This window comes from Leptospira meyeri (assembly GCF_004368965.1).
GTDB lineage: Bacteria > Spirochaetota > Leptospiria > Leptospirales > Leptospiraceae > Leptospira_A > Leptospira_A meyeri.
The window spans coordinates 106,732-130,494 of the sequence record NZ_SORO01000003.1 but is presented as its reverse complement, the minus strand read 5'-3'; the positions used below and the strand labels follow the sequence as shown (position 1 = coordinate 130,494).

General features: G+C 38.3%; 22 protein-coding genes. 13 read left to right on the top strand and 9 right to left on the bottom strand.

The features are described 5' to 3' along the window. Positions 1-43: 43 nt before the first annotated feature. The 4 genes from CLV96_RS16685 to CLV96_RS16670 are packed head-to-tail and all read left to right on the top strand — an operon-like array spanning position 44 to position 3,972. Entirely contained in the window at positions 44-2,815 is a 2,772-nt protein-coding gene (locus tag CLV96_RS16685) for a hypothetical protein (protein WP_004785530.1), read from the top strand. Beyond that, entirely contained in the window at positions 2,787-3,395 is a 609-nt protein-coding gene (locus CLV96_RS16680) for a tetratricopeptide repeat protein (protein ID WP_004784637.1), read from the top strand. The genes CLV96_RS16685 and CLV96_RS16680 overlap by 29 nt, the downstream gene beginning before the upstream one ends. After that, the gene (locus tag CLV96_RS16675) at positions 3,395-3,586 is read left to right on the top strand and encodes a CopG family transcriptional regulator (protein ID WP_004787086.1); all 192 of its coding nucleotides are present in this window, start codon (positions 3,395-3,397) and stop codon (positions 3,584-3,586) included. Before CLV96_RS16680 ends, CLV96_RS16675 begins: the two co-directional genes overlap by 1 nt. Then, a complete protein-coding gene (locus tag CLV96_RS16670; RefSeq protein ID WP_004787633.1) occupies positions 3,583-3,972 on the top strand; it encodes a hypothetical protein in 390 nt (129 codons plus the stop codon). Before CLV96_RS16675 ends, CLV96_RS16670 begins: the two co-directional genes overlap by 4 nt. Here the strand turns inward: CLV96_RS16670 and CLV96_RS16665 are convergent. The 4 genes from CLV96_RS16665 to serC form a co-directional block, all read right to left on the bottom strand. Next, entirely contained in the window at positions 3,934-5,505 is a 1,572-nt protein-coding gene (locus tag CLV96_RS16665) for a hypothetical protein (RefSeq protein ID WP_004784826.1), read from the bottom strand. The genes CLV96_RS16670 and CLV96_RS16665 overlap by 39 nt on opposite strands. 89 nt (positions 5,506-5,594) lie before the next feature. Continuing rightward, complete coding sequence (gene rpiB, locus CLV96_RS16660) at positions 5,595-6,032, bottom strand: ribose 5-phosphate isomerase B (protein WP_002975248.1); 438 nt, start codon at positions 6,030-6,032, stop codon at positions 5,595-5,597. Beyond that, complete coding sequence (locus tag CLV96_RS16655) at positions 6,029-6,688, bottom strand: hypothetical protein (RefSeq protein ID WP_004784974.1); 660 nt, start codon at positions 6,686-6,688, stop codon at positions 6,029-6,031. The genes rpiB and CLV96_RS16655 overlap by 4 nt, the downstream gene beginning before the upstream one ends. Then, entirely contained in the window at positions 6,681-7,778 is a 1,098-nt protein-coding gene (gene serC / locus CLV96_RS16650) for a 3-phosphoserine/phosphohydroxythreonine transaminase (RefSeq protein WP_081581526.1), read from the bottom strand. The genes CLV96_RS16655 and serC overlap by 8 nt, the downstream gene beginning before the upstream one ends. A gap of 125 nt (positions 7,779-7,903) precedes the next feature. Between serC and CLV96_RS16645 the strand changes: the two genes are divergently transcribed. Continuing rightward, complete coding sequence (locus CLV96_RS16645; RefSeq protein WP_004787045.1) at positions 7,904-9,580, top strand: P83/100 family protein; 1,677 nt, start codon at positions 7,904-7,906, stop codon at positions 9,578-9,580. A 19-nt stretch (positions 9,581-9,599) separates the two neighbouring features. Next, positions 9,600-10,787 (top strand): MFS transporter, encoded by a 1,188-nt coding sequence (locus CLV96_RS16640; protein ID WP_040917044.1) that lies wholly within the window; start codon positions 9,600-9,602, stop codon positions 10,785-10,787. Here CLV96_RS16640 and CLV96_RS16635 read toward each other — a convergent pair. Next, positions 10,784-11,890, bottom strand: coding sequence for a tetratricopeptide repeat protein (locus CLV96_RS16635; RefSeq protein ID WP_004787401.1), 1,107 nt, complete (start codon positions 11,888-11,890; stop codon positions 10,784-10,786). The genes CLV96_RS16640 and CLV96_RS16635 overlap by 4 nt on opposite strands. A 112-nt stretch (positions 11,891-12,002) precedes the next feature. On the opposite strand from CLV96_RS16635, the gene ilvB reads away from it, so the two are divergent. The 3 genes from ilvB (at position 12,003) to CLV96_RS16620 (ending at position 16,011) form a co-directional block, all read left to right on the top strand. Next, entirely contained in the window at positions 12,003-13,709 is a 1,707-nt protein-coding gene (gene ilvB, locus CLV96_RS16630; protein WP_004785790.1) for a biosynthetic-type acetolactate synthase large subunit, read from the top strand. Continuing rightward, the gene (ilvN, locus tag CLV96_RS16625; protein WP_004785236.1) at positions 13,706-14,194 is read left to right on the top strand and encodes an acetolactate synthase small subunit; all 489 of its coding nucleotides are present in this window, start codon (positions 13,706-13,708) and stop codon (positions 14,192-14,194) included. Before ilvB ends, ilvN begins: the two co-directional genes overlap by 4 nt. A 65-nt stretch (positions 14,195-14,259) precedes the next feature. Then, on the top strand, positions 14,260-16,011 hold the full coding sequence (locus CLV96_RS16620) for a hypothetical protein (RefSeq protein WP_004786066.1): 1,752 nt from the start codon (positions 14,260-14,262) through the stop codon (positions 16,009-16,011). Here CLV96_RS16620 and trxB read toward each other — a convergent pair. Both trxB and CLV96_RS16610 read right to left on the bottom strand, forming a co-directional pair. After that, positions 16,008-16,949: a thioredoxin-disulfide reductase gene (gene trxB / locus CLV96_RS16615; RefSeq protein ID WP_004786749.1), complete on the bottom strand. Its 942-nt coding sequence runs from the start codon at positions 16,947-16,949 to the stop codon at positions 16,008-16,010. The two genes, CLV96_RS16620 and trxB, sit on opposite strands and share 4 nt — an antisense overlap. Positions 16,950-17,009: 60 nt before the next feature. After that, the gene (locus CLV96_RS16610; protein ID WP_035982824.1) at positions 17,010-17,531 is read right to left on the bottom strand and encodes a tetratricopeptide repeat protein; all 522 of its coding nucleotides are present in this window, start codon (positions 17,529-17,531) and stop codon (positions 17,010-17,012) included. Positions 17,532-17,628: 97 nt separating this feature from the next. Between CLV96_RS16610 and xerD the strand changes: the two genes are divergently transcribed. Genes xerD through hslU form a run of 4 tightly spaced genes read left to right on the top strand, consistent with a single transcriptional unit; the run spans position 17,629 to position 20,968 of the window. Further along, a complete protein-coding gene (xerD, locus tag CLV96_RS16605) occupies positions 17,629-18,537 on the top strand; it encodes a site-specific tyrosine recombinase XerD (RefSeq protein WP_004787041.1) in 909 nt (302 codons plus the stop codon). Further along, positions 18,537-18,968 carry an ATP-binding protein gene (locus CLV96_RS16600; protein ID WP_004787643.1) on the top strand — a complete coding sequence of 144 codons (432 nt, stop codon included), beginning with the start codon at positions 18,537-18,539 and terminating at the stop codon, positions 18,966-18,968. Before xerD ends, CLV96_RS16600 begins: the two co-directional genes overlap by 1 nt. A gap of 46 nt (positions 18,969-19,014) precedes the next feature. Next, on the top strand, positions 19,015-19,548 hold the full coding sequence (hslV, locus tag CLV96_RS16595; RefSeq protein ID WP_004784850.1) for an ATP-dependent protease subunit HslV: 534 nt from the start codon (positions 19,015-19,017) through the stop codon (positions 19,546-19,548). Between the two features lies 1 nt (position 19,549). Next, positions 19,550-20,968: an ATP-dependent protease ATPase subunit HslU gene (hslU, locus tag CLV96_RS16590; RefSeq protein WP_004784624.1), complete on the top strand. Its 1,419-nt coding sequence runs from the start codon at positions 19,550-19,552 to the stop codon at positions 20,966-20,968. A 58-nt stretch (positions 20,969-21,026) separates the two neighbouring features. Here the strand turns inward: hslU and CLV96_RS16585 are convergent, their stop codons facing one another. Together CLV96_RS16585 and CLV96_RS16580 are read right to left on the bottom strand one after the other, a co-directional pair. Continuing rightward, on the bottom strand, positions 21,027-22,883 hold the full coding sequence (locus tag CLV96_RS16585) for a chorismate-binding protein (protein WP_004785414.1): 1,857 nt from the start codon (positions 22,881-22,883) through the stop codon (positions 21,027-21,029). Next, complete coding sequence (locus CLV96_RS16580; RefSeq protein ID WP_004786376.1) at positions 22,880-23,716, bottom strand: hypothetical protein; 837 nt, start codon at positions 23,714-23,716, stop codon at positions 22,880-22,882. The genes CLV96_RS16585 and CLV96_RS16580 overlap by 4 nt, the downstream gene beginning before the upstream one ends. Positions 23,717-23,763 lie beyond the last annotated feature (47 nt).

The following is a 23,763-nucleotide window of genomic DNA, read 5'->3' as shown; positions in this document are numbered from 1 at the left end:
CTTGGACTGATTGGTTTTTGCAAATGACAACCCGATAATTAGAATGATGAAACGGAATTTCGGAAACCTGTCTATTCTTTTTGGATACTTTGTGGTTTCTCTCCTCGTGACCTCCGTTTTGTTCGGATATTTTGAATGGATTCGCCCCATTCGGATGAAATCAAATTTGATTTCCGCTTTGGAACGTTTTGATGAAGATCGTACAAAAGAGTATTTAAATACACTCGAGTTCTTTTTTCGAGAATCAACTCTTCCATACCGAGCCTCCCAAGTCACTTCTCGCATCAAAGACACCCTTGGTTTAAACTATGTTCGGTTGTATGATGATTCTCTTCGTCTCATCCATAGCACAAACGAAACCAGTGAAATTTTTCAGGATGAATTAAGGCAGGATCCTTCTGGGTTGTCAGAGGGAAAATTAAAAAACCTATCTAACGGTGATTATGTGTATCGTGATTTGTCAGGTAAATTTTTTGTAGTGTTTCCAAAGGGGCCACCTTTACCAAAACAAATTCAAAATGCTAATTTAGAGTTTGGATATCTTTATTGGGCCTTCGATCCAAAATCCCAAAAAGTTTTATATACCAATGATGAATCCATCTTAACGGGTGATAGAGAAAGTAACCAATTGCTTGGATTGTTTTCCGGGAAAGAAGGACAAATCATCACTTGGCAGTTAGATGGTGAAAATTCAAAACTCATTTTAGAGTCCAGAGAAAAGTTTTCTATTTATTTACTTCGTCAGTCAGATTCGGAAGCGGACGAAATACGTTTCGGTTGTTTTGTTCTTTTTCTCGTTACCTTTACTGGATTGTTTTACATTCGTTTTATTTGGATTGTCACTCACTCTGGGAGTTTTCAGTTCAAACGTAGAATTCTTTTGCCAGTCATCGCATATCTGATTTTACTTTTGTTTTATCAAAAGAGTTATGAACTTTTCCCCGATTATCGTTATTATAAACCTTGGACTAAACATAGATTAACTCAATTTGAAGAGACACTATCCGTTCTTGAAAAAAATCTTCTTCGTGAAGGGCTTGGAGAAGGTGGGGGCCTTGGCGAAACTGAAAAAATCGTTTCGGAATTGTACCTTTGGAAAAAAGACTCAATTGAAAACAAAACAATTCAAAATCGATTTGGAACAGAAATTTTTAGTTTATTCGAACGCATTCAAAATCATCCCATCACAATTTTATTTGAATCTGATTTTGACTTAGTATATTTAATACCAAAACGAAATGTTGAAACGGGTTCCATTTCCATTCTTGTGGCAGTGCTCGATTCTAATCTTTTGTTGGCGAAAAAAGAAAAAGACCGGGATGAATTTTATTTTCCAATGGTTTCTGCAAAGCTATCAGATAACAAAAGTAAGGAACAGGTTTTATTCAATCCTCGTATTTGGAAAGGAGAGGATACTTCCAAATTTGTTCATTTGGATTCTAAAAAACAGTCTGTTGGCTTTTTAAATCATAAATTCCATTCCTATTATACTTCTAAAGAACATGGAAAACCTGGGTTTTTATCTGGTTTGTCAGTTTATCGTTATTCTTCCTTTCCTCCTTATTTGTTAAGTTTTGGATATTTATTCATCGGACCTTGGATTTTCTTTGTGTTATGGGCTTCTATAAAACGTAAATGGGAACATCGTAATATGTTAGGGGAATCCCTTTTAGTGAGTGAAGAATCACCAAATCTAGAAATAGAGATAAAAAAAACAGTCTCCAATAAAGAAGGAATTGAAACAAAAATGGAACCCGTTATAAACAATCCTAGTCCTGTGAAAAAAACGAGTTTTAAAATTTTACCCCCGGCAACTTGGAGAAGAGTCGCAATTCTCGATGCAGTACAAAAAAAACGAGAAACTATTTTTAATCCAGAATTAGAAAAACTCGTTCAAACCGTTACGAAAAAAGAAGATTCAAAAGAAACTAAGTCCAGTTCACCGGAAACTTTCTTCACGTTGGTTCCAGAAGAAAAACGTGTTGAATATGGTTTGCTTGATAAAATTTATCGAGAGAATGAAATTTCATATGATGGAATTATTGGTTACACTAAAAACTTTATTTCACGACTAGGTTCTCCTCGTTTTTCTTATTTGTTTTTAAATGATTCTTTAGGTTCCTTCCATAATCAAATTTCCTCGGGTCTTGACTATAACACTCGTTCTAATTTAATTTTTTTACACCACGATCCTTATTTACCCTTTGATGAATCGGGATTTGCCATGTTGGATGTTGATGATACAGTAAGGCTTGATCGTTTTATTGCAAAAAAGTTTTCTTGGGAAATCCTTTTGCAAACAGAAGCTATCATCGCTTTTCATATGGAATCTCTTGGTTTTCCGGGAATTTTTTTGGTTCTTTTGAACAAAGAAGAAAAAACAAAGTTTTTAGATTCTCACAAACGAATGATTCAAGAAAAACTTCGCCAAGTCATACCTGCTCTGCATGTCCTAGTAGAAAAAGAGGAACGAAAACCTGAGTTTTTAAAAGACAGTTTATCTTGGATGATTCGTTCTTTTATGCAAGCAACCTTCGGCGGAAAAAGATCCACATCTGTATTAAGAATCCAATGGCCTGAATACCATCCATCACCGGAATGGGAACGTTCCAAAAGACATTTTGTGGATTCGATCCAAACGTATCTGGAAAGTAAAGATCGATTGATTGAAACATCACCCAATTCTATGTTGATTGTAACGGCAAAAGACTTGTATCTTTCTGTGATCCAAAAATTACAGGAACTACCATTCCGCCATGAAATCAAATCGATGAAATTTCCAGATGATGGACAAAACTTCTACTTATACTTTTAAATTTGTTTGTATCTTATTTTTATCGACCCAAATGGTCTGGGCCGGCGGAAGCAAAAAAAAAGAAGAAACAACTGCTTTAAGAAAACAAATTTACAACCTGCACAAAGTGGATGATGAAACAACGTCCATACCTTATTTGGAAAGGTATTTGGATTTAAGTCAAAACGAGTTGTATTTCAAATTACTTTATGCAAAAGCACTTTTGTATAGAAACGATTTGTCGGTGCCAAGGCCTGATGAACCTGCAGAAGATCGAATCAATAAAGCAAAACTCATTCAAAAAAACTATAATCTCTCCTCTAAACTTTTCCAAGAGAATGTTTTACATTTAGAAAAAGTACGGCCTAGGGATCCAAACTTGGGAAGATGGTATTATCTTTGGGCTTTTAGTGAATGGTTTTCAGATAACAAAGAAAAGTCGATTAAACTGTTTCAAAAGGCAGTGAAGTTAGACTACCGTTTGACCGAATCATATTATAATATTGCATCCTTGTACGAATCCCTTGGGCAGTGGCAGGATGCCAGTCTGTATTGGCGTAAATTTGAAAAAGCCGAAAAGGAATTGGAAGAAGAAGATTAATGGCAAAAATTGATAAACGGTTTCAGATCCTACTTTCCGAAGAAGAACAAATTTTATTAAAAAATGAAGCTTCCAGAAGAGGAATCTCCCAGGGAGAACTCATTCGAATGGCTTTAAAAAATGAAATCATCCAAAAATCGGAACTTGTGAGAAGAAAGGCCCTCATATCCTTGACGGAGTTACTGGATTGAAGGTTTATCTTACTTCTTCTTTATTGTTATCACTATTAAGTTCTTCTCGAAAACAAAAGATCCAAAAACTATTGTTAGAAGCTCTTGATTCTCACCAGAGGTTTTTTACATCGTCTCTTTCTATTTATATACTGTTTCAACAGTTGGGAGATATTGAAGTTACTAAGAAAACACAGATCCTTGGTTTTTTAGAGGACCTAACGGATACTATTTTTGAATTAGATACAGAGAGCCTTCGGACTCAAATTTTAATGTCTGAGACCTGTGATCTTGAGATGGCAATTGCTTTGAAAGAGGGAATGGAAGAAGTGTTTGTCGACTTAGAAAGGGAGATAAACTCCCTACCTTTACTTGTTGTTCGAAACTTCTTTGGGGAAACTAAATGAAACGGGAGGAGAAAGTGGACTTTTTTGGTCTTTGGAATCCCATTCGTTCAGGTAACGGTTGTAAGCTGAAATTCTGAAATAATAAGTTAGTCCTGATTGGAAGAGGAGTCCTCGTTTCTCCTTTCTTGAAAGATCTACTTGATCGGCAAGAGGTCGAAACTCATCGGTTCCCAGTTCTCCTTCTGGAATATAAATATTGTTTACGAGGGTCTCTTCATTGATACAAAAACGTTTGTTTCTAAAACTACTTTCATCTTCATTCCCATCAATTTTATTTAAATTTCCTGATTTGTCTTTTTTGACAAATACCGAACCTAACATTCGCGTAGGTGTGAGTCCATAATGAATGATATAACCACCACCGTTTTGTACTTCTTTTTCATGATTGGAATTCCATAAAAAACAAATTGGATCCCCAGTGTTTGGATTTGATTCCAATCGAAATCGAGTTGGAACATCGGGAGGAGTTTGTTCCGTATAATCAAAGGAGAGGGATTGGACATTTGGAACCGATTTTCCAAGCGGGTCAGGCCTGAACCACAACTTCCATTGGTAAAATTTGAATTTGGTTTTAGGGAGTCCTTTGTCCAGAGATCCAATCCTTGTCCATGAAGGATCCAATTTAGAATCCAGAAACTTTTGATTCGAACCACGGAAGTAGAGTTCTAACATTGTGTCTTTCGGTTGTTCCATATTCCAATGGATACGCGTTAAACTGGAATTACTATATTTTGTTTCTAAAACGGGAGAAATAGCAGTGTTTCCCTCCATAAAACCAATTTTGGTTTCATCATCATAACGAACCGATTCAAACTTGGTGTATTCTTCTTCGGGTTCCCCTTTGTGGATATGAAATCCATCCAAATTTCCATAGAATGATTTTCCAAGCACAAGAGGAGTGGAATCATTTTCTGGAAAACCGAATCCTAATGTATCTGCTTGCCTGTTTTCATATTCTGCTGTTTCGATTCCATTTTGGTACATGATATATTTGTGGTTTAATGTATCAAAATATATGGAGATCACTTCCCAAGTTTTTCGTTTGAGTTTTACTTGTGATTCCAAAACAAAACTTGCGGTTCTGCCTTCTGATTTTTGAAGTAGGTTGTTTACTTGTAATATTGGTTTACTTTCGCTTAACTCGAGTGAGATGCCGTATTTTTTTCCTTTTACATAAACAGTTCGGTCCAAAATGACAGAACCCGCTCCCTGTTCCCCTAAACGAACTGGAATCGAAATCGTAAAAGGATCGGGATGGGTCCCAAAAAGAGAATTTCCAGAAACGGAAAGATGGATTTGGTTTCTGCGACCAGAAAAGTATGCGGATCGTTTCCCGAAAAAATACGTTTGGTCATCGGTTAAATAAGAAGAGGAAACAACGGAGATGGATTTGGATTTAAAAGGAAAACCGGCTTCAGTGATTTGTGGCTCTCTCACATCACCTTCAAAGTCGAAGAAAAGTTCTCCGTGTTTGGGGGTATTTTCTTTTGGCCTTAGAAAGTTCTTTTTACCTGGTTCCGAATTCTGAACCACTCCGATTTTTTTCCAAAGACTTAGGTTGAGGATTTCTTGTTTTGGGACTTCCCATCCAAATAAGGGTAGGCCCCAAACAAGGAATAGGATTAAGACTGTTCTTCTATCAGTCCCAATCTTTTTTGGTGCCGTCCACCTTCGAATTCTGTTTCTATCCATTTTTTTACGATTCTCTGTGCTAAATCTGTTCCGAGAACCCTTCCCCCTAAAACGAGTACATTGGCATTGTTATGGCGTTTGGACATCTCCGCCGTAAACTCATCATGGCAAAGGGCCGCTCGAATGCCTTTGAAACGGTTGGCAGCAATGGATGCTCCAATGCCTGTCCCGCAAAGGGCGATGAGTCTAGGAACTTCACCGGAAAGAACCTTTCGGCAGGCATCTCCGATGATGGTGGGGTAGTCGACGGACTCTTCGCTCTTAGTTCCGTAATCGACAATTTCGTAAGTTTCCTCGAGACTTTTCCGGAGGAATTCTTTGAGGGCAAATCCTCCATGATCAGATGCAATTCCAATTTTTTCTTTCATTCTGCTTTCTCCTTTCTATGTTTTAGGGTATCGGTGTATGATTTTAATGATTCCAGTGAGAGGGAGAGTAGGAACTTATCTCGCTCTCTGAGTAAACTTCCGTAGTATCCTGTGAAAAGTTCTAAGTAACGCTCATACTTATCGTTAGGATTTTTCTCAGATAAGTATTCGATAGAGAGGTTTGTGATTTCTTTTTTGATTTCCAAATGTGATTCAAACCACTGTTTGGCGAGACTCACTTCTCCGGGTGTGAGCGGATATGGACGACTATCGGAAAGAAGGATCCTCCACTCATAGGAAAAGAAAGTTTCTTCCTTATCATTACCATCGAGCAATGAGGATTGGAAATACTCACCTAAATCCTTTGCAAGAGGGTCATCACTTGGAAGCGTTTTTGATACCTGGTCTCGGAAACAATTTAATGAGGCCATACGGAGTTCTGCTGATTCTTTTGCAAATTCTCCCATTTTGGTCCGGTCCAAATTGATGAGACTCGGACTAATGGCACCAGGAGGAATTTCTTTTTTTAATGGCAAATAACAATCTTTCGCTGCTTCCCAACCCAAGTTCCCTTCGGGAATCCAAATCGAATGTGCAGTGATTGAACCGACAAAAATGAAAAATAGGAGTGAGTAGGGTTTTACAAAATTACCCATGGGTCCTTTCAAATTCTTTGATCAAAGAGATAAGGGCATCCACACCTTCTACTGGCATTGCATTGTAGATACTTGCTCTAAATCCACCCATGTCACGGTATCCTTTGAGCCCAGCAAACCCTTGTTCTTCGGCAAGAGCAAGAAATTTGGAATCTAGAGCTTCGTTATGACTTCGAAACACAACGTTCATTGCGGAACGAAACTCTTCTGGAACCGGTGCATAAAAAAGGTTTGAAGCATCGATTGTCTCATACAATTTTTTTGCTTTCCTTTCATTTGTTGCTTCCATCGCCTCAAGGCCACCTTTTCTTTTTAAGTATTTAAACACAAGACCAGCAATGTAGATGGAATAAGTGGGAGGTGTGTTGTACAAAGATCCATTTTTTTCCATGAGAGCAAAGTTCATTAGGTTTGGAATGGGATGGTCGAGTGTTGGCAATTTTTCTTTGTCATAGATGACAAGAGTGAGTCCAGAAGGCCCAATATTTTTTTGTGCGCCTGCAAAGATGACAGAAAAATCTTCTATGGGAAGTTTACGACTTAAGAGCTCACTTGTCATGTCAGCAAAAAGGGGAGCCTTTTTTAATTTAGGGAAAGTTTTATAACGAGTTCCGTAAATGGTATTGTTAGAAGTGATATAAACATATTTGGCTCCCTCATTCACGATCTCATCGGTGATGGTGGGAAGTTCCATATATTTGGAATCGGCCCCATTAAAAATAGATTTCACATTTGGGTAAAATTTCTTTGCTTCTTCATAGGCTTTTTTAGCCCAAACACCTGTGAGTGCAAAATCAGCAGACTCTCCCACTTTTAAATAATTAAAAGGAATGGCTGAAAATTGTAAAGTGGCCCCACCTGGAAAATAAACCACCGCATAACGGGAAGGTAGTTCGAGTAATTCTCTTAGGTCACTGAGAGATTCGTCCAAAATATTTTGGAAAACATTTCCTCTGTGGCTCATTTCCATAACAGACATTCCAGTCCCTTTGTAATTTAGGAACTCAGACTTAGCTTCCTCCATGACTTCGGTGGGCAACATGGCAGGGCCGGCATTAAAATTGAAGACTCTGTGCGTAAATGTAGGCATTCTCCCACAGAATTTTGAAGATCCACCCCCCGGTAAATAGATTTTTATTCTAAAACTTGCTTTGCAGAATCACAAAGGTTGTTAATCTTGTGGGCATCCCAGATCCCAATTTTCGTGAGGAAACAATGAGAATTTCTCGTTCCATCATCATTTGCCTAACTTTTGTCAGTCTTTCGCTGACAGCCCAATCCAAAGCCCCACTCGGTGAGTCCGAAATCAAGGGTTCCAAAAAAATCGAATTCATCAACCGTTCCTTACGTAAGGCTTCCGATGAGATCATCCAAGAAAATACCGAAATTGGTCGTAAACTGGCTGAAACCCTTGCAAAGGAAAATACCGCCACTGTGGATGGAGTCAAAATCCAAAGAGTTCTTCCTGGTGCTGATGGAAAATTGGGAGCCGATATTCTGATTCTTTCCGAATCACAAAGTTTTGACCATGTTAATTCCATTGCACGGATCATTGCTTCCTATGTAGAAAAATCTTTCCAATACAAGGTGGGGAATGCGGAGACTTTGGCTCAGTACATTCTTTATTACAATGCAACGCACCGAAAAGACTCAAAGTTTTTTACAAAAAAATATACAGAAGGAGTTATTACCGCTACTTCTCCTGACAAATTGGGGATTGATACTGTTTATAAAAATTGGCCAGGCAAAACCCAAATCATCATTCCAATTGAAGGAAATATCCTTAAAGATAGTGGAAAAGATCTCACAACGGATGAGTTAGAAAAAGACGTCAACAAAACTGTGAAGGATAAAGAAAAAGACCCCGCCACCAAACAGAAGATGGAAGACGAAGCCAAAAAAATGGATAAGTTGCAAACTGATAAAATCAAAGAAGAAAAAAAGGTTTTGCAAGATAAAAAACAAGATGTTGCAAACGAACAAAAAGACCTCCAAGACAAAAAAGAGGCGCTGAAGAAGAAAGAACAGGAAACAGTTGCAAGCCTAAATGAGTTAAAAAAAGACCCAGTCAAAAACAAAACTGAGATCGAAAAGAAAACCGAAGAAATCAAACAAATCGAACAAGAAAAAAAAGACACTGAGAAAAAGTCGGAAGCGGTAGAGGCAAAAAAAGAAGAACTCAGCAAAAAAGAAGAACAAATCGCGAAAAAAGAAGAAGCACGCACTGGAACCACTTCAGGCGACTCAGCTAAAAAAGAAGATACCGTGCAAAAGGTAGAAGCTAAAGTTGAAGAACTAAAATCAGAACTTGCACAAACCAAAGAGGAACTGAAGAAAAAAGAAGAACAAAGTGACAATGTAGTGAACAATAAAATTCTTTTTATGAAGTTTATCAAGTATGATACAGATGGTCACTATTCAAATGAACTTTGGGCCATTGATCCTGCAAAAGATGATGCTCTTTTTAAAAGTCCATACAACAATATTTGTTCTAAGGAATTTAAAGAAATCGCCAACCAAGGGGTTCTTGTTCTCGGTTATGATGGAGAAAAGGTCGAAAATAGAAAACACAAACTTGTGTTGCTTGACCCAGACAAACTCGGTGTGAAAAAAACAAGTGAGTCTGCAGATATTTTCTGGAGAACTCCGATGATCAATCGGGAAGACAAAATCTATGTGATCGAAAAAGTAAAAGACAAATACCATGTGGCTCGTTTTAAATCTGATTTAACCTTTGAAAAAAGAACAGAAGAAGCCGTAGAAGAAAACTCAGAACTCACATTTTTTGGGGACAAAATTTATGTGACCGGCAAACCAAAAGAAGGTGATAAAACCACCATTAAAGTATTTAAGAAAGAAGATTTAAGCCTACTCAAAACCATCGCTCCGTAAGGAGGATGGGTTCTTATTTTTGAAATACATATCTAAAACCGTTTGGGTTTTATCGCTTGTGAGTCTTTTTACGGACATTGCAAGCGAGATGTTGTATCCCGTTTTACCAATTTATCTCAAATCAATTGGATATTCGATTCTCTTTATTGGCATCTTAGAAGGAATCACGGAAGTAGTAGCCGGCTACGGAAAGGGATACTTCGGCCAACTGTCAGATGTTACAGGTAAACGTGTCCCTTTTGTAAGACTGGGCTACACCTTAAGCGCTATATCAAAACCCTTATTAAGTATTGGCCAAGTCCCATTTGTTGTCTTATTCTCGCGCATTTTGGATCGAATTGGAAAAGGAGTCAGAACAGGAGCAAGGGATGCTATTTTATCCGCAGAAGCCACCAATAAAACTAAGGCTAGAGTATTTGGATTTCATCGTTCTATGGATACATTGGGTGCAGTCCTTGGTCCAAGTCTCGCTTTAGTATACCTGTATTTCCATCCTAAAGATTATGCATTTTTATTTTATTTTGCATTTTTGCCAGGTATGATTGCGATCGGATTTACTTTTTTTTTGAAGGAAAAATCGAATCAATCCATTCATACGAATTTAACGAAACAAAACCATTCTCTATTTTCTTTTCTTTCTTATTGGAAAAAAACAAATTCCAACTACAGAAAGTTAGTTGGCGGATTGTTAGTGTTTGCATTTTGGAATAGTTCTGATGTGTTTTTGATATTAAAATCGAAAGAAGCGGGACTTGAAGATCAACAAGTCATAGGGATTTATATTTTTTATAATTTAGTTTATGCAGTTTTCTCTTACCCACTTGGAGTATTCGCTGATAAAATTGGACTAAAAAAAATGTTCCTATGTGGTCTCGGAATTTATGCCGTTGTTTATTTACTAATGGGAATAACCCAAAATCCATTTTTAATAATAATGGCATTTTTTTTGTATGGTATTTATGCAGCTGCAACGGAAGGGATTTCTAAAGCTTGGATTAGTAATGTCATTCCAAGTAATGAAACGGCTACAGGGATTGGGATGTATGCCGGACTACAAAGTATTTCTGCGTTCTTTGCCAGTTTTATTGCAGGTTGGTTATGGTTTCTTTTTGGAGCTCCAGTCACTTTTTTTGTTACTGGAGTTATAGTCGTTTTTGTTGTTCTTTATTTTCTTACGGTACAAATAACAGAAGAACCGAAAGTTTAATCTTTTAAATATTCAATCCTTTCTCGGATGGCTTCATTGGATGGATTTTTTTTAGCTAAATCCTCAAGAAGTTTGATGGCTTGAACTTTTTTTCCCATAATGTCCCAAAGATCAGAAAGTTCGAGAGCTGGCCTTGGATCACTCGGAGATTTAGTGAGAAGTCCTAAATAAATTTCTTCTGCTTTTTCAAGATCCCCAATTAGGCGTAAGGCGGCCGCTTTCCCGAGAAGAGCAAAGTAATCATCGCCACTGGCAAGAATTTTGTTAAAACATTCCAAAGCCTTATCATAATTGCCAAGACCTCTAAGGGAATCTGCATACCTGTTGATGATGAGTTTGTTTTCCGGATCGGACTCAAGAATTTTTTCCCAATAGGTGATGGCCGTTTTAAAATCCTTTTTACCACGATAAGATTCTGCGAGTCCATAGAGGGCAAAAAAGTTTTTTGGGTCGAGATCTTTGGCGCGGTCGTAATAAAGAATGGCTTTATCAAAGTCTTTGATTTTGCGGTAACTGTTTCCTATCTCTGTTAAGATCTTAATATTGTTTGGTTGGCTTGAGAGTAATTTTTCCCACCATTGGATGGCATCCACATACCTTTGGCAAGCAAAGTATAAATGTCCAAGTCCTACAATTACATATTGATCGTTTGGGTTGATTTGAAGTGCTTCCATATAGTACACTTCGGATTCTTTGAAGTTTTTTAACTTTCTGTGTGCATCTGCCACTCTTGATAGGATACTAGCATCTGTTATTGTTATGTGGTGAAATTCTTCCGCAACTTCAATGATTCTTTTGAGGCTATTTAAATCTCTGTAGGCATTCATAAGTCCCATAAGTGAGAACTTATTGGTTGTATCCCCGCTCAAACATTTACGATAGTATTGGATTGCCTGCTCAGGTTGTTTGGTTTTTGCATAATAATCGCCAAGACCAACGAGGCCGTATGTATTGGAAGGATCTTCATCAAGTAATATGTCTAATCGTTCTTTCGCTTCTTTGAAACGTCCCTGATCAAGAAAACGATAGGCCTCTTTTGCAAGGGCTTTTATTTTTGTGAACTTTTCATCTTCTTGTGGCTTTTCAATATCTGTATTTTCCATATCCCTGGTCCAATTTTCAGCATTCTTTTTTAGACAGTAAAAATCGACTCAAAAACGTGAGAACATTGACAACAGGCTCTTTTTTGCAGAAATGACAATGAGGGGGAAACGTATGTCATCTACAACCGAAGCAATTACTGGCGGCCGACTGATGGTCGAATTATTGGAAGAAGCGGGTGTGGAAATCGTCTTCGGATACCCTGGTGGCGCCATCCTCCCTTTTTACGACGAACTCTATCATAGTAAAAAAATCAAACATATCCTTGTTCGCCACGAACAAGGTGCCATCCATATGGCAGAAGGTTATGCTCGTTCAACAGGTAAGTTAGGCGTTTGTATTGCCACTTCCGGTCCTGGTGCTACAAATTTAATCACAGGACTTACCGACGCCAAATTAGATTCCATTCCCATCCTTGCCATCACTGGTCAAGTTTCCACAGATGCCATTGGGACCGATGCCTTCCAAGAGGCTGATATTTTTGGAATCACCATCCCCATTACTAAATACAATGCTTTAATCAAAAAAGCAGACGACCTTTCTCGTCATTTTGAAGAAGCAATTAAGATTGCGATGGGCGGAAGACCAGGCCCAGTGCTTTTGGATTTTCCAAAAGATGTTCAATTAGAAAAAACATCAGTGAGAAAGGCATCAGCACTCAAAATTGCTCCACATCATTATGAAAGACCAAAGGTGAAAGGCGATCCGCAAGAATTCGCGGAAGCCTTAAACCAAGCCAAACGTCCGTTACTCTATGTTGGTGGAGGTGCCATCAATTCCTTTGCTTCTGCCGAAATCAAAGCACTGGCTGAAAAGGCAAATGCTCCCGTCACTACCACTCTTATGGGACTTGGCGCATTTCCTGGAACCCATCCTTTGTCCGTGGGAATGCTCGGAATGCATGGAACTGCTTATGCCAACAAAGCAGTGTTAGAATGTGATTATATTTTAAATTTAGGTGCAAGGTTTGATGATAGAGTTGCTAAATACCAAGACTTTGCCCCGAATGCAGTTCGTGCACACGTTGATATTGATGCCGCTGAGTTTAACAAACGAATCAACGTGGATTATATCCTTCATGGAGATTTAAAAGATGCCATTCGGGAAATCCTTCCTTTTGTAAAAGGCGGAGATCGTACTTCTTGGATTGAAAACATTCAAAACCTAAAGAAAAACCATCCACTTGATTTTGACAACAGTGGGGACAGTATCAAACCACAAGATTTTTTACAAAGGGTTTATGCCAAAACGAAAGGAGAAGCTATTGTCTCTACTGATGTTGGCCAACACCAAATGTGGGCGGCACAGTATTATTTATTTGATAAACCAAATACTTGGTTAACCTCGGGGGGACTTGGTACAATGGGATATGGTCTTCCTGCTGCCATCGGTGCAAAGTTTGGAAATCCAGATAAAATGGTCATATGTGTTACAGGAGACGGTTCCTTTCAAATGTGTATCCAAGAGTTGGCAACTATCGCGCAATCTCAGTTAGGTGTTAAAATTTTACTTTTTAATAACAACTTTTTGGGAATGGTTCGCCAATGGCAGGAACTATTCTATGAAGAGAGATTCAGTGAGTCGCAATGGACCTACAATCCTAACTTTGTCAAATTAGCAGAAGCATATGGGATTCCTGCAATGCGAATCGAACATAAATCAGAAATTGATAAGGGCGTGGAATTTTTCTTAAAAGACAATGGATCTGCCCTGATTGAAGTGATGATCCCAGCGGAAGAAAAAGTTTTCCCGATGATCCCTGCAGGAAAATCACAACAAGACCTAATTGAATTCAAAGACTTGGGGAAAATGAAAAAATGAAACACACTCTAAGTATTTTAGTAAATAATCATCCTGGGGTCATGAGCCATGTTTCTGGACTTTTTACCCGTCGTGGATACAATATTGATTCCATTGCTGTTGGTGTGACGGACAATGTGGATGTTTCATCAATGACAATTGTTTTGAATGGGGATGATTTTATTGTTGGTCAGGTAAAAAACCAACTCCTCAAATTACCCGATGTTCTGAAAGTCCAAGATATGGCTTATGCCAGTTCCGTACAAAGAGAACTGGTTCTCATTTCATTTTCTATTACGGAAGTCAATCGAAGTGAAGCACTTACCATTTGTAATGGATTTGATGTCAAAATTTTAGAAATGACCGAAGACTCACTTCTCATTGAATTCTCTGGAAATTCTAGACAGGTAAGCAATATCATTTCTGTACTCAAACCTTTTGGAATTCGGGAGATTTCGCGCACTGGCCAAATTGCCATTGCTTATCGAAACCAAAACTCTGTGTAGAATCCACTTGACAGTGGCCAAATTTGGGGAGAGCATTGGGGCGTTAAGTGGGTCAATGTTTCTCCATGGTTCGCAAATCAATTTTATTTTGTCTTCTTCTCCTAACTATTGTTATCTACGCTGAATCGGAGCGTTTGACCATTCCTCTCAAACGGGGGCAGGGTTCTGATGTTTTGTATTTTGATTTCGGAGAAACGGCACCTACTTCGTTTCTGGCCGTGGAAAGACTCCAAGAACCAAAACTAGAAGATTTAAAACTAGGTTTTTTAGATCCAACGCCTGGATACTTCAACGGACCAGACGGTGGAGAAGTATACCAATGGTCCAAAAACCATTACCAATGGAAACGTGCAGATGGGAGTATTTACACCGAATGGGCCAATGGCACTTTTAAACTTGATTTTCCTTCGGGAATTGGTTTTATCTCTGTTCCTGCGTCTTGTAATGGATGTTCGTCGACACTTGTATGGAATTATCCTGATTTAACCAAAATCACAAAGTATTGGATTTCACATCGAAAAGAATACGATTACATTTACCAAAAACCTCATAACTTTGAAAATTTCCTCCTTGTTGATGAAACAAAATACGGGAAACCCAAATTAGAATTGGGAAATTATGTGTTTTACGGATCAGATAAATGGAAAGAATACTTACGTGTGTTTGGTGAAAATTTTAAAATGAAATCTTTTTCACAATATGTGAAAACAGAATTTCAATTGGAAAATCGAGGAAAAATCCCTGTTTTACTTTTTGATCAATATGAGGATTTTAAAGAATATGTAGGTGCTGAAATTCCTGGTGGAACTGAACAAGGTGGGTTTGGGGGAAGAGATTCCATCACTCTCTGCTGCGGAGAAAAAATGCCACAAGCCACTGGTGTCATCGAGTTTGATTCGGATGCGCTCCGCCGTATTCATTTTGGGACTTTTTACCAGATTGCCCTTCACAATTTAGAACAAGTAAGTTGTTTTAAAATTCAGTCAGAAACAGGGAAAATTCCCTCTGCTGAAATTTCCGATCCTTGGTTTGAAGCGGGACTTTCAAGTTATATTGAAGCAAAATTTTACGAACGAAAACAATTCTATATTTACAATGATGCTGAAAAGTTAATTCGAGAAAATAAAGTACCAAAAACATTCAAATTATTGTTAGATGCAAAATATAAAGATTTAATTCCTTATTCCATTGGACCCGTTCTCATCAAACACATTCATGAAACCTATGGAAAAGAAGCCCTCATTTCCTATCAAAAAGAAACATGTTTGGGAACTTCTCCGGCACTTGCTTTACAAAACGCAACCGGTGTATCGCCAGACCAAATTTTAAAAGATAGTTTGCTTCGTTTTGAAAAAGAGAAAGACCCAATTTTAAAAATGGGAAAAAAACTGCAACTTTCCGGTTATACCACCATGAATGCACAGTTTCCTACCGAGTTTAATCATTTTTTAGACAAAGGTTTTGAACTCCCGGAATCCGCATTGGAAATCAAATCTTATACAGAACTTCCTGACTTACATAAAATCTTTCCCGCAAACGTAGAATCTTTCTCGGGAAAATTGGAAGGTGATTTTTTAGGACCAAATTCTAGTTATTTTTATCTCTGGAAAAAAGGAAACTATCGTTGGTATGGAGATTCTTGGGAGGCAAATGTATTTCCCGGAAACCAAATTCTGTATCGAGGTTCTAACTTTACTTTGATTGGATGGGAAAACGGGAAAAAACAATACATATCACCGAAAGGAGATTCGGTGATATTTTTTAATTTGGAATCCAAAACCTATTTGGATGCAAATGGAAATCAAATCACTCCTTAGTGACCTTCTAACCAACGTTCTGCTTCGAGTGCCGCCATACAACCGCTTCCTGCTGCGGTAATGGCTTGGCGGAACACTTTGTCCTGTACATCACCGGCGGCAAAAACACCTTCCACATTGGTTTGTGTAGTTCCTGGTTTTGTGAGGATATAACCTGTTTCATCCAAATTCAATTGGCCTTTAAAAACTTCTGTATTGGGCACATGTCCAATCGCATAAAAAAGACCACCCACTTCTAAATCCTTTCTGGATTTGTCTTTTGTGCTTTCGAGAACGATAGAAGTAAGTCCACCAGTTCCGCCTTTGGCTTCAACTACGGTTTGGTTCCAAAGGATTTCAATTTTTGGGTGTTCCAAGGCACGTTTTTGCATGATTTGAGAAGCACGGAGTTGGTCCCGACGCACAACTAAATATACTTTGGATGCAAACTTAGTGAGGTGGTTTGCTTCTTCCACTGCGGAGTCACCGCCGCCCACCACTGCAAGAGCTTTGTTTCTGTAGATCGGCAAGGCACCATCACAAACGGCACAGGCAGAAATCCCACGTTGCCAAAAAGTTTCTTCTCCAGGAACATGCATTCTCTTGGCTGTTGCTCCTGTGGCGATGATCACAGACTCTGCTTTGATTTCTTCATCGTCTGACCAGATGGTAAAAGGGCGTTTAGAAAAATCCACTTTGGTGATGGTTTGGGTGTGGATGGTGGTTCCGTATTTTACGGACTGTTCGCGGAACAGTTGGGTGAGTTTGGTTCCATCAATTCCTTCTGGGAAACCAGGAAAGTTTTCTACCTCTGTCGTGGTAGTGAGCTGTCCACCGGCTGCGACTCCTCCGGCCATAAATCCTTCATACATCACCGGGTTTAGATTGGCTCTAGCCGCGTAAATGGCTGCTGTATGTCCTGCGGGACCGGATCCGATGATGACAACTTTATGGTTCATAATTTCTCCTATTCTGTATCTTGTTCTTTATTATTTAGACAGGATTTCCAGGATTCCTGTTTATTTTGTTTCACAAGCCCGGACCCACGGCGCATAGTAGGGGTCCCCTGCAAGAGGGCTTTTTTCTAAAGTCAGAAGATAGTCCTTTTGTTTGAATCCTCTGGTGAGGCAAAGGTAAGTGGTTTCGAAAAATTCCAAAGTTTCTTTTTTTCCTTGGAAACGAATTTCTTCCAAAATTTCCAATGCTTCTTTTTCATATCCTGTGGTAAGATAAAGCCGGAAGAGTTCACGTTGTACTTCCGTGTCGTCCTTTTTTTGTTTGTGATATTTTTCCAAATAAAAAATGGCTGTGGCAATGGACTGATTGCTTTCTGCAAGAAGGAGTCCCATTCGTTTCAGAACGGGGTCATATTCTGGATTTTCACGGAGAGACAGTTCGTAGTAGTAGAGGGCTTTGGTTTTCTCTCCTACCATTTCCCATTTTTTTCCCTCTTCGAAAAGGGACCGTTCCTTTCGGCCGCAATTAACGACTAACAATAGTCCAAACGTGAGTAAAAAAATAAGGGAGTTTCTATGAACCACATCTCCTTTTTTCCTGACATAGCCATTTGTGGCAAAAAAAATAATAAGTCTCTTTAAGCTTTTTGTCCGACTCTTTAAGTAACATAAGAGAGTAAAGATGGGTTCCAAATTGCCAGTTTCTCAAAATCAGCTTTTACAAACATTCCAAGAGTACCTGTCCGTAGAAAAAGGACTGAGCGATAATTCGATTTATTCCTACGGATACGATCTCAATAAGTTTGCGATCTTCTTGGAAAAAGAACATATCAACTTCTTAGAAGTAAAAGCAAACGACATTATGCGTTTTCTAGAAGAAGAAAGAGAACGAAAAATCTCCGCAAAAACACTGGCTCGCGAAGTGGTGGCAATCAGACAGTTTTACAAGTATCTCCGCGATGAAAAAAGATTGGATTCCAATCCAACTGAAAAAATTGAAACTCCTGAAGTTGCAAGAACAATCCCAGATTATTTAACTCAAACCGAAATTGATGAACTTTTTCGAAATATCAAAGAGGACAATTTGTACGAACTTCGTGACAAATGTATCTTTGAACTTTTATATTCTTCCGGGTTGCGGATTTCGGAAGCATGTAACTTAAAAATGACCGATATCGATATGGAAAACATGACGATCACTGTAGAAGGAAAAGGGGGACGCCAACGTCTCGTTCCTTTCGGTGAAAAGTCTTTGGAAATTTTGAAAAAGTATCTGACGGAAAGTCGTACAGAAATTTTGAAAAAAAGAACTTGTGAATTTGTGTTTGTTTCTAAAAAAGGTTCGTATATCAACCGTAAGTCGGTTTGGAGACTTTTGAATCATTATATCAAACGCACAAAAATAAAGAAAAAAGTAACACCACACACTCTTCGCCACTCTTTTGCTACCCACCTTCTTGAGAACCATGCAGATCTCAAATCGGTTCAGGAACTTTTGGGTCATATCGATATTTCTACGACTCAAATTTACACTCATATGGCAAATAAAACTCTGAAGGAAGTTCATAAGAAATTCCATCCGAGAGGATAATGTCGAACCAAAAGAAACCTACGGACTACGGAAAAGTAGTCCGTATCCAAATCCCCTCCAACCCCCGTTTTGTTTCTCATACACGTAATTATTTTTTTAACCTTTGTTTAGAACATGGATTTTCTCTTTTTGATTCCATGGATTTAAAACTGGTGATTGGGGAAGCCATTGTCAATATCATCCGCCATGCCTATTCTGGAAACACTGGAAAACCCATTTTTATAGAATTTCAATTTGATAAAGACCGCGTAGAAATTCGGTTGAGAGATTATGGAAAAAAAGTAGAGCCAGGCGAACTTCGTAGTTTTGATCTGAGTGATTACCGTGAACATGGGATTGGACTTTTTATGATCAAAGAACTCACCGACTATTATTTTCTCGACCAATCTTTTGAAGTAGGGAACCAAATGGTTCTAATCAAAAGAAAGTAACCTCCATTTTTCTCGACAACTATCCTTGATTTGTAAGTTTATCCGTATGGAAACAATTCATGCGACGACCATCCTTTCTGTTCGAAAAAACGGTAAAATTGCCGTAGGGGGAGACGGTCAGGTATCCATGGGAAATACCGTGATGAAACATACTGCCAAAAAAGTCCGAAGACTTTACAACGGTAAGGTGATTGCGGGATTTGCAGGAAGTGCTGCCGATGCTTTTACTCTTTTTGAACTTTTTGAAAAAAAATTAATCGAACATGGTGGATCTGTCTCTCGTGCCGCTGTGGAGCTTGCTCGTGAGTGGAGGATGGACCGGATGCTTCGAAGGTTGGAAGCACTACTCATTGTTTGTGATGCCAATGAATCTTTTTTAATTTCAGGAACAGGAGATGTCATTTCACCCGATGATGGAGTGCTTGCCATTGGCTCTGGCGGAAATTTTGCTCTCTCGGCAGCTCGTGCTCTTGTTCAAAACACGGATATGGATCCAAAAGACATCATTACAAAAGCAATGCAGATCACTGCTGATATTTGTATATACACAAACCATAATTTGGTGATTGAGGAATTATAAAATGACATACCCAACCATTCTTGCAGAAGTTGCGGGTTCTCCAAACCCTGCTGAGGAATTAACTCCTCGTCAAATTGTAGAAAAGTTAGATGAACATATCATTGGGCAAACCAAAGCAAAACGAGCTGTTGCGGTTGCCCTTAGAAATCGTTCTAGACGCCGTAAACTTGACGAATCTCTTAAAGAAGAAATTTATCCAAAAAACATCATCATGATCGGACCTACAGGTGTGGGGAAAACGGAAATAGCTCGTCGTCTGTCTAAGTTATGTGGTGCACCCTTTCTGAAAGTAGAAGCCACAAAGTATACGGAAGTGGGTTATGTTGGTCGTGACGTAGAATCAATGATCCGTGATCTCGCAATGGGTGCGTTAAATTTGGTGAAAGCCGAATTTCGTGACCGTGTGAAAGACAAAGCCGTTGAAAAAGCAGAAGAAATAATTCTCGATGCCATTTTACCTCCCATCTTCCATAAAAAAGAAGAAGATCTAAATCCAGAAGAAAAAGAAAGGCAGACTAGTTATAAAGAATCCAGAGAAAAGTTTAGGGAGAAACTTCGCAAAGGAATCTTAAACGAACAAGAAATCGAAATCGATATTCCAAAACCCAGTCAAACAACCGGTATGCCCATGTTGCAAGTGTTTGGTGCCGGTAATATGGAAGACATGGACAACCAGTTGCAAAGTTTACTCGGTGATTTGATGCCGAAAAAAACCGGCAAACGAAAAGTAAAAATAATTGATGCTGGGAAACTCCTTACCGAATCGGAAGCAGAAAAACTAATCGATGCAGACAAAATCCAATCAGAAGCCGTACGTCGTGTGGAAGAGATGGGGATTATCTTTTTAGATGAGATCGATAAAATTGCCGGTCGCGAAGGAAGGCAAGGTGCCGACGTGTCCCGGGAAGGAGTACAAAGAGACTTACTTCCGATAGTCGAAGGATCCACTGTGAATACAAAGATTGGACCGATCAAAACAGATCACATTCTTTTTATTGCGGCTGGTGCCTTTCATATGACGAAACCCTCAGACCTTATTCCTGAACTTCAGGGAAGATTTCCGATTCGTGTGGAACTGGAAACTCTCACCGAATCTGATTTTATTAAAATCCTTACCACACCTAAGTCATCTCTCACCAAACAATATGAAGCTCTTCTTGCCACAGAAGGCGTGAAGATTGAATACACAACCGATGGGATTGCAGAAATTGCCAAATTGGCCTTTCAAATGAATGAAAAAAATGAGAACATTGGTGCAAGAAGACTCAATACCATTATGGAAAAACTTCTGGAAGATACTAGTTTTGATGCACCGGATTTACCAGAAAATCAAAAACAAGTAGTCATTAATGAAAGTTATGTGTCTTCAAAATTAAAAGGAATCATTGAAGATAAGGACTTAAGCCGGTTTATTCTGTAAGTCAAATGAAGGGCAAGTTCACAATTTGCCTCTTTAAATTGTCTTTAACTTTTACTTGTTAAAGAACCAGATCTACTCTTTCAAAACCGCGTAGGGAATTTCCAACGAGGATTTCATCCGCTTTTTCTAAGTCTGATTTGTAAAGAACGGTTTCTTTTACCCATCCCTTTCTGATGATTGCTTCTCGAAACACACCAGGAAGACCTCCTGTTTCGAGTGAGGGGGTAAACCAATCCTTGCCCTTTCTCAAGAAAAGATTGCGAAGATTGGTTTCTAGAATTCGGTTTTCCTGATCAAACAGAATACAATCATCAATGGATTTGGTTTTGCAGTCTTCTAACATCTCATGATAAAACGAACGGTTCGTTGTTTTGTGGTACAAAAATAGATTTTTTGAATCGATTGGGCGACTAGCAAGACCTAGTCGAATGGTGGGTCTTTTTTTTTGTTTAAAAAATGAGAATGTTTCTCCATGAAATTCACCACGTTCTCCGAGTAATAAACGAATGCGCAAGGTATCATTGGAACCATCGGTGAGAGTTTTTAAAGTGGCTTTTGCTTTTTGTTTTGAAAAGGGATAACCAAATCGATTTGCAGTTCGTTTCATTCTTTCTAGGTGCAAATTTAATAAAAAATAATGTCCCTTTCTAAATCGTAAAGTTTCCAATATTTCAAAACTGGAAGTGTTTGGGTTTGTGATAAATTTTAATTTTGCTAGGCATTCGTTGTATTCAGCCTCGGCATCGGAAAGAACTGTAATTCCGCTTCCCACTCCATAGTTTCCTTTCCATAGATTCTCGTCTTTTTTGAGATGTAAGGTTCTAATGGAAACATTGGATCGAATCCAAGGAAATCCATCTAACATTTCTGAAACGAATAATGATCCCGTGTACAATCCTCTATTTGTATTTTCCAATTCTCTTACAAGTTCAAAGGATCTTTTTTTGGGAGCTCCAATCACAGATCCAGAAGGAAAAAGAGCCTTTAGGACGGGAAACCAGGCAAAGGGATTTTTTAATTTGGCTTCTACTTTGGAAACCATTTGCCAAACTGTTTCCAGACCTTTCACTAAAAAAAGATCTGTTACTTGGACTGTTCCTTGTTTTGCGATTCTTCCTAAATCATTTCGATACAAATCGGTAATCATTACATTTTCCGCTCTTTCTTTAGCAGAGGATTGTAGGATGGTTTTGTTTTCTTCGTCTTGTTTTGATGTGAAACCTCGAAGGTTGGTTCCTTTCATTGGTTCTGTTTGGATTTGGTTACCTTTGATTTCAAAAAACAATTCCGGCGATAAGGATAAAGTCCTTGTATGAAAAAAAGGATAATAAACAGAGTAACTGGTTTTTTGTTTTGCCTTTAAAGATTGGTAGTATAAAAACAAATCTCCTTCGATTGAAAGGGAAACTGAAAAACATAAATTTAATTCGTAACTTTCACCAAGTAAAAGCGCTTCTCTTGTTTTTTCGAAGCGTAACTTATAAGTTTCTTTATCCCATAAGACATTACTATTTTTTAATTCCGTTTTCCCAAAGTGGGGAGGTGAGGGATTTGGATACTTGATTCTTTTTTTTTGTTTGTAAATGGAATACTGGAGGAGAGGTGTCCCTTCTGGAAGAGGAGAATGGTTTAGATCCAAACCTTCGATAAAAAAGTATCCAAGTTCGAAAAAAAAGGCACCACATGGATAAAAACCTTTTTCTCTAAGATCGTCTAACTTGGATAAGTTGTTTTCTATTGTTTCTGCGACTGGTTCTGTCTTTGCGTAGAGGATTTCTACTTCCTCTTGTAAATCAAAATACCAATCGCAAAGGGTATAACCCGGTTCGGAACTGGAATCTTCAAAAAGAAAACCTCCAATTTTTCGGTATTCTTTTTCAAAAGATTCCCAAGTGATTTCTGAAACCTGTATCAAAACTCCATCTTTTGGAGAGCCTCTAACGGATAGTTGAGGTAAACCGTAGTTGTTTTTTTACTGGTTTGGATATCAAAACAATCCAATGGATCAAGACCTAAGTTATAAAAACCTTCATCTATCATTGCTATCCCAAACCCGGCACTTTCTTTTTCATCCAAAAAGTCTGGCCTGAAAAATTCTGCAGAGTTGCCTTGTTTTGCAAGTTCCGCATGTCTTTCTCTACTTTTACGAATTCGATTTAGATCCATACCCATAATGGGGGAATCATTTCTGATTCGAATGTAAACAGAAGTAGGCCTGATTTCAATTTTCATTGAAATTTTAAGATCATATTTTTTTACTTTTTCTCTAACTATGTTTAAGAATTCTTTTTCGTCGATGGAGAGGTTGTGTTTTTTTGATCTTTTTTTGTCCGATAAAGTTAGAATCTTTTGAACCACTTTTTTGATTTTATCGGGAACAATATAACGTTGCATTGCATCCCGAAGTGGTTCTGTTTCTAAAATGATGTCGAGTAATTCTTCCGCTTCTTCTTCTGGAGTTTGTCCCTGTGCTGTAAGTTTATTCAAAAGTTCATCTTGAAATATCACAAAACGTGTGTTTGCTTTTACAGCATTCAATAGGGCTTCCATTAGACCGCTAAACAAATGAAATGAAGTGAGTGGATTTGCACCAACTCGGTTTAAGATTCCTTGAACTACTTCATTGACGATATCTCTTGTTGACTTGGTGAGTCCTTTTAGTTCAAAATGGAAATAGTCCTTTTGAATCAATTGGTCCAAGTTTTCGATGATTTCAGTGCCTTTATATTTGATTTTCTCGTTTCCCATTGAGGTTCGCTAAACTTTTATGTTAAAAAAACGGGAAAACATGGTTT

Coding starts and splice junctions, on each gene's coding strand:
- CLV96_RS16685 (WP_004785530.1), top strand. CDS start 44: ATGATGAAACGGAATTTCGGAAACCTGTCTATTCTTTTTGGATACTTT.
- CLV96_RS16680 (WP_004784637.1), top strand. CDS start 2,787: ATGGACAAAACTTCTACTTATACTTTTAAATTTGTTTGTATCTTATTT.
- CLV96_RS16675 (WP_004787086.1), top strand. CDS start 3,395: ATGGCAAAAATTGATAAACGGTTTCAGATCCTACTTTCCGAAGAAGAA.
- rpiB (WP_002975248.1), bottom strand. CDS start 6,032: ATGAAAGAAAAAATTGGAATTGCATCTGATCATGGAGGATTTGCCCTC.
- CLV96_RS16655 (WP_004784974.1), bottom strand. CDS start 6,688: ATGGGTAATTTTGTAAAACCCTACTCACTCCTATTTTTCATTTTTGTC.
- serC (WP_081581526.1), bottom strand. CDS start 7,778: ATGCCTACATTTACGCACAGAGTCTTCAATTTTAATGCCGGCCCTGCC.
- CLV96_RS16645 (WP_004787045.1), top strand. CDS start 7,904: ATGAGAATTTCTCGTTCCATCATCATTTGCCTAACTTTTGTCAGTCTT.
- CLV96_RS16635 (WP_004787401.1), bottom strand. CDS start 11,890: ATGGAAAATACAGATATTGAAAAGCCACAAGAAGATGAAAAGTTCACA.
- ilvB (WP_004785790.1), top strand. CDS start 12,003: ATGTCATCTACAACCGAAGCAATTACTGGCGGCCGACTGATGGTCGAA.
- ilvN (WP_004785236.1), top strand. CDS start 13,706: ATGAAACACACTCTAAGTATTTTAGTAAATAATCATCCTGGGGTCATG.
- CLV96_RS16620 (WP_004786066.1), top strand. CDS start 14,260: ATGGTTCGCAAATCAATTTTATTTTGTCTTCTTCTCCTAACTATTGTT.
- trxB (WP_004786749.1), bottom strand. CDS start 16,949: ATGAACCATAAAGTTGTCATCATCGGATCCGGTCCCGCAGGACATACA.
- xerD (WP_004787041.1), top strand. CDS start 17,629: ATGGGTTCCAAATTGCCAGTTTCTCAAAATCAGCTTTTACAAACATTC.
- CLV96_RS16600 (WP_004787643.1), top strand. CDS start 18,537: ATGTCGAACCAAAAGAAACCTACGGACTACGGAAAAGTAGTCCGTATC.
- hslV (WP_004784850.1), top strand. CDS start 19,015: ATGGAAACAATTCATGCGACGACCATCCTTTCTGTTCGAAAAAACGGT.
- hslU (WP_004784624.1), top strand. CDS start 19,550: ATGACATACCCAACCATTCTTGCAGAAGTTGCGGGTTCTCCAAACCCT.
- CLV96_RS16580 (WP_004786376.1), bottom strand. CDS start 23,716: ATGGGAAACGAGAAAATCAAATATAAAGGCACTGAAATCATCGAAAAC.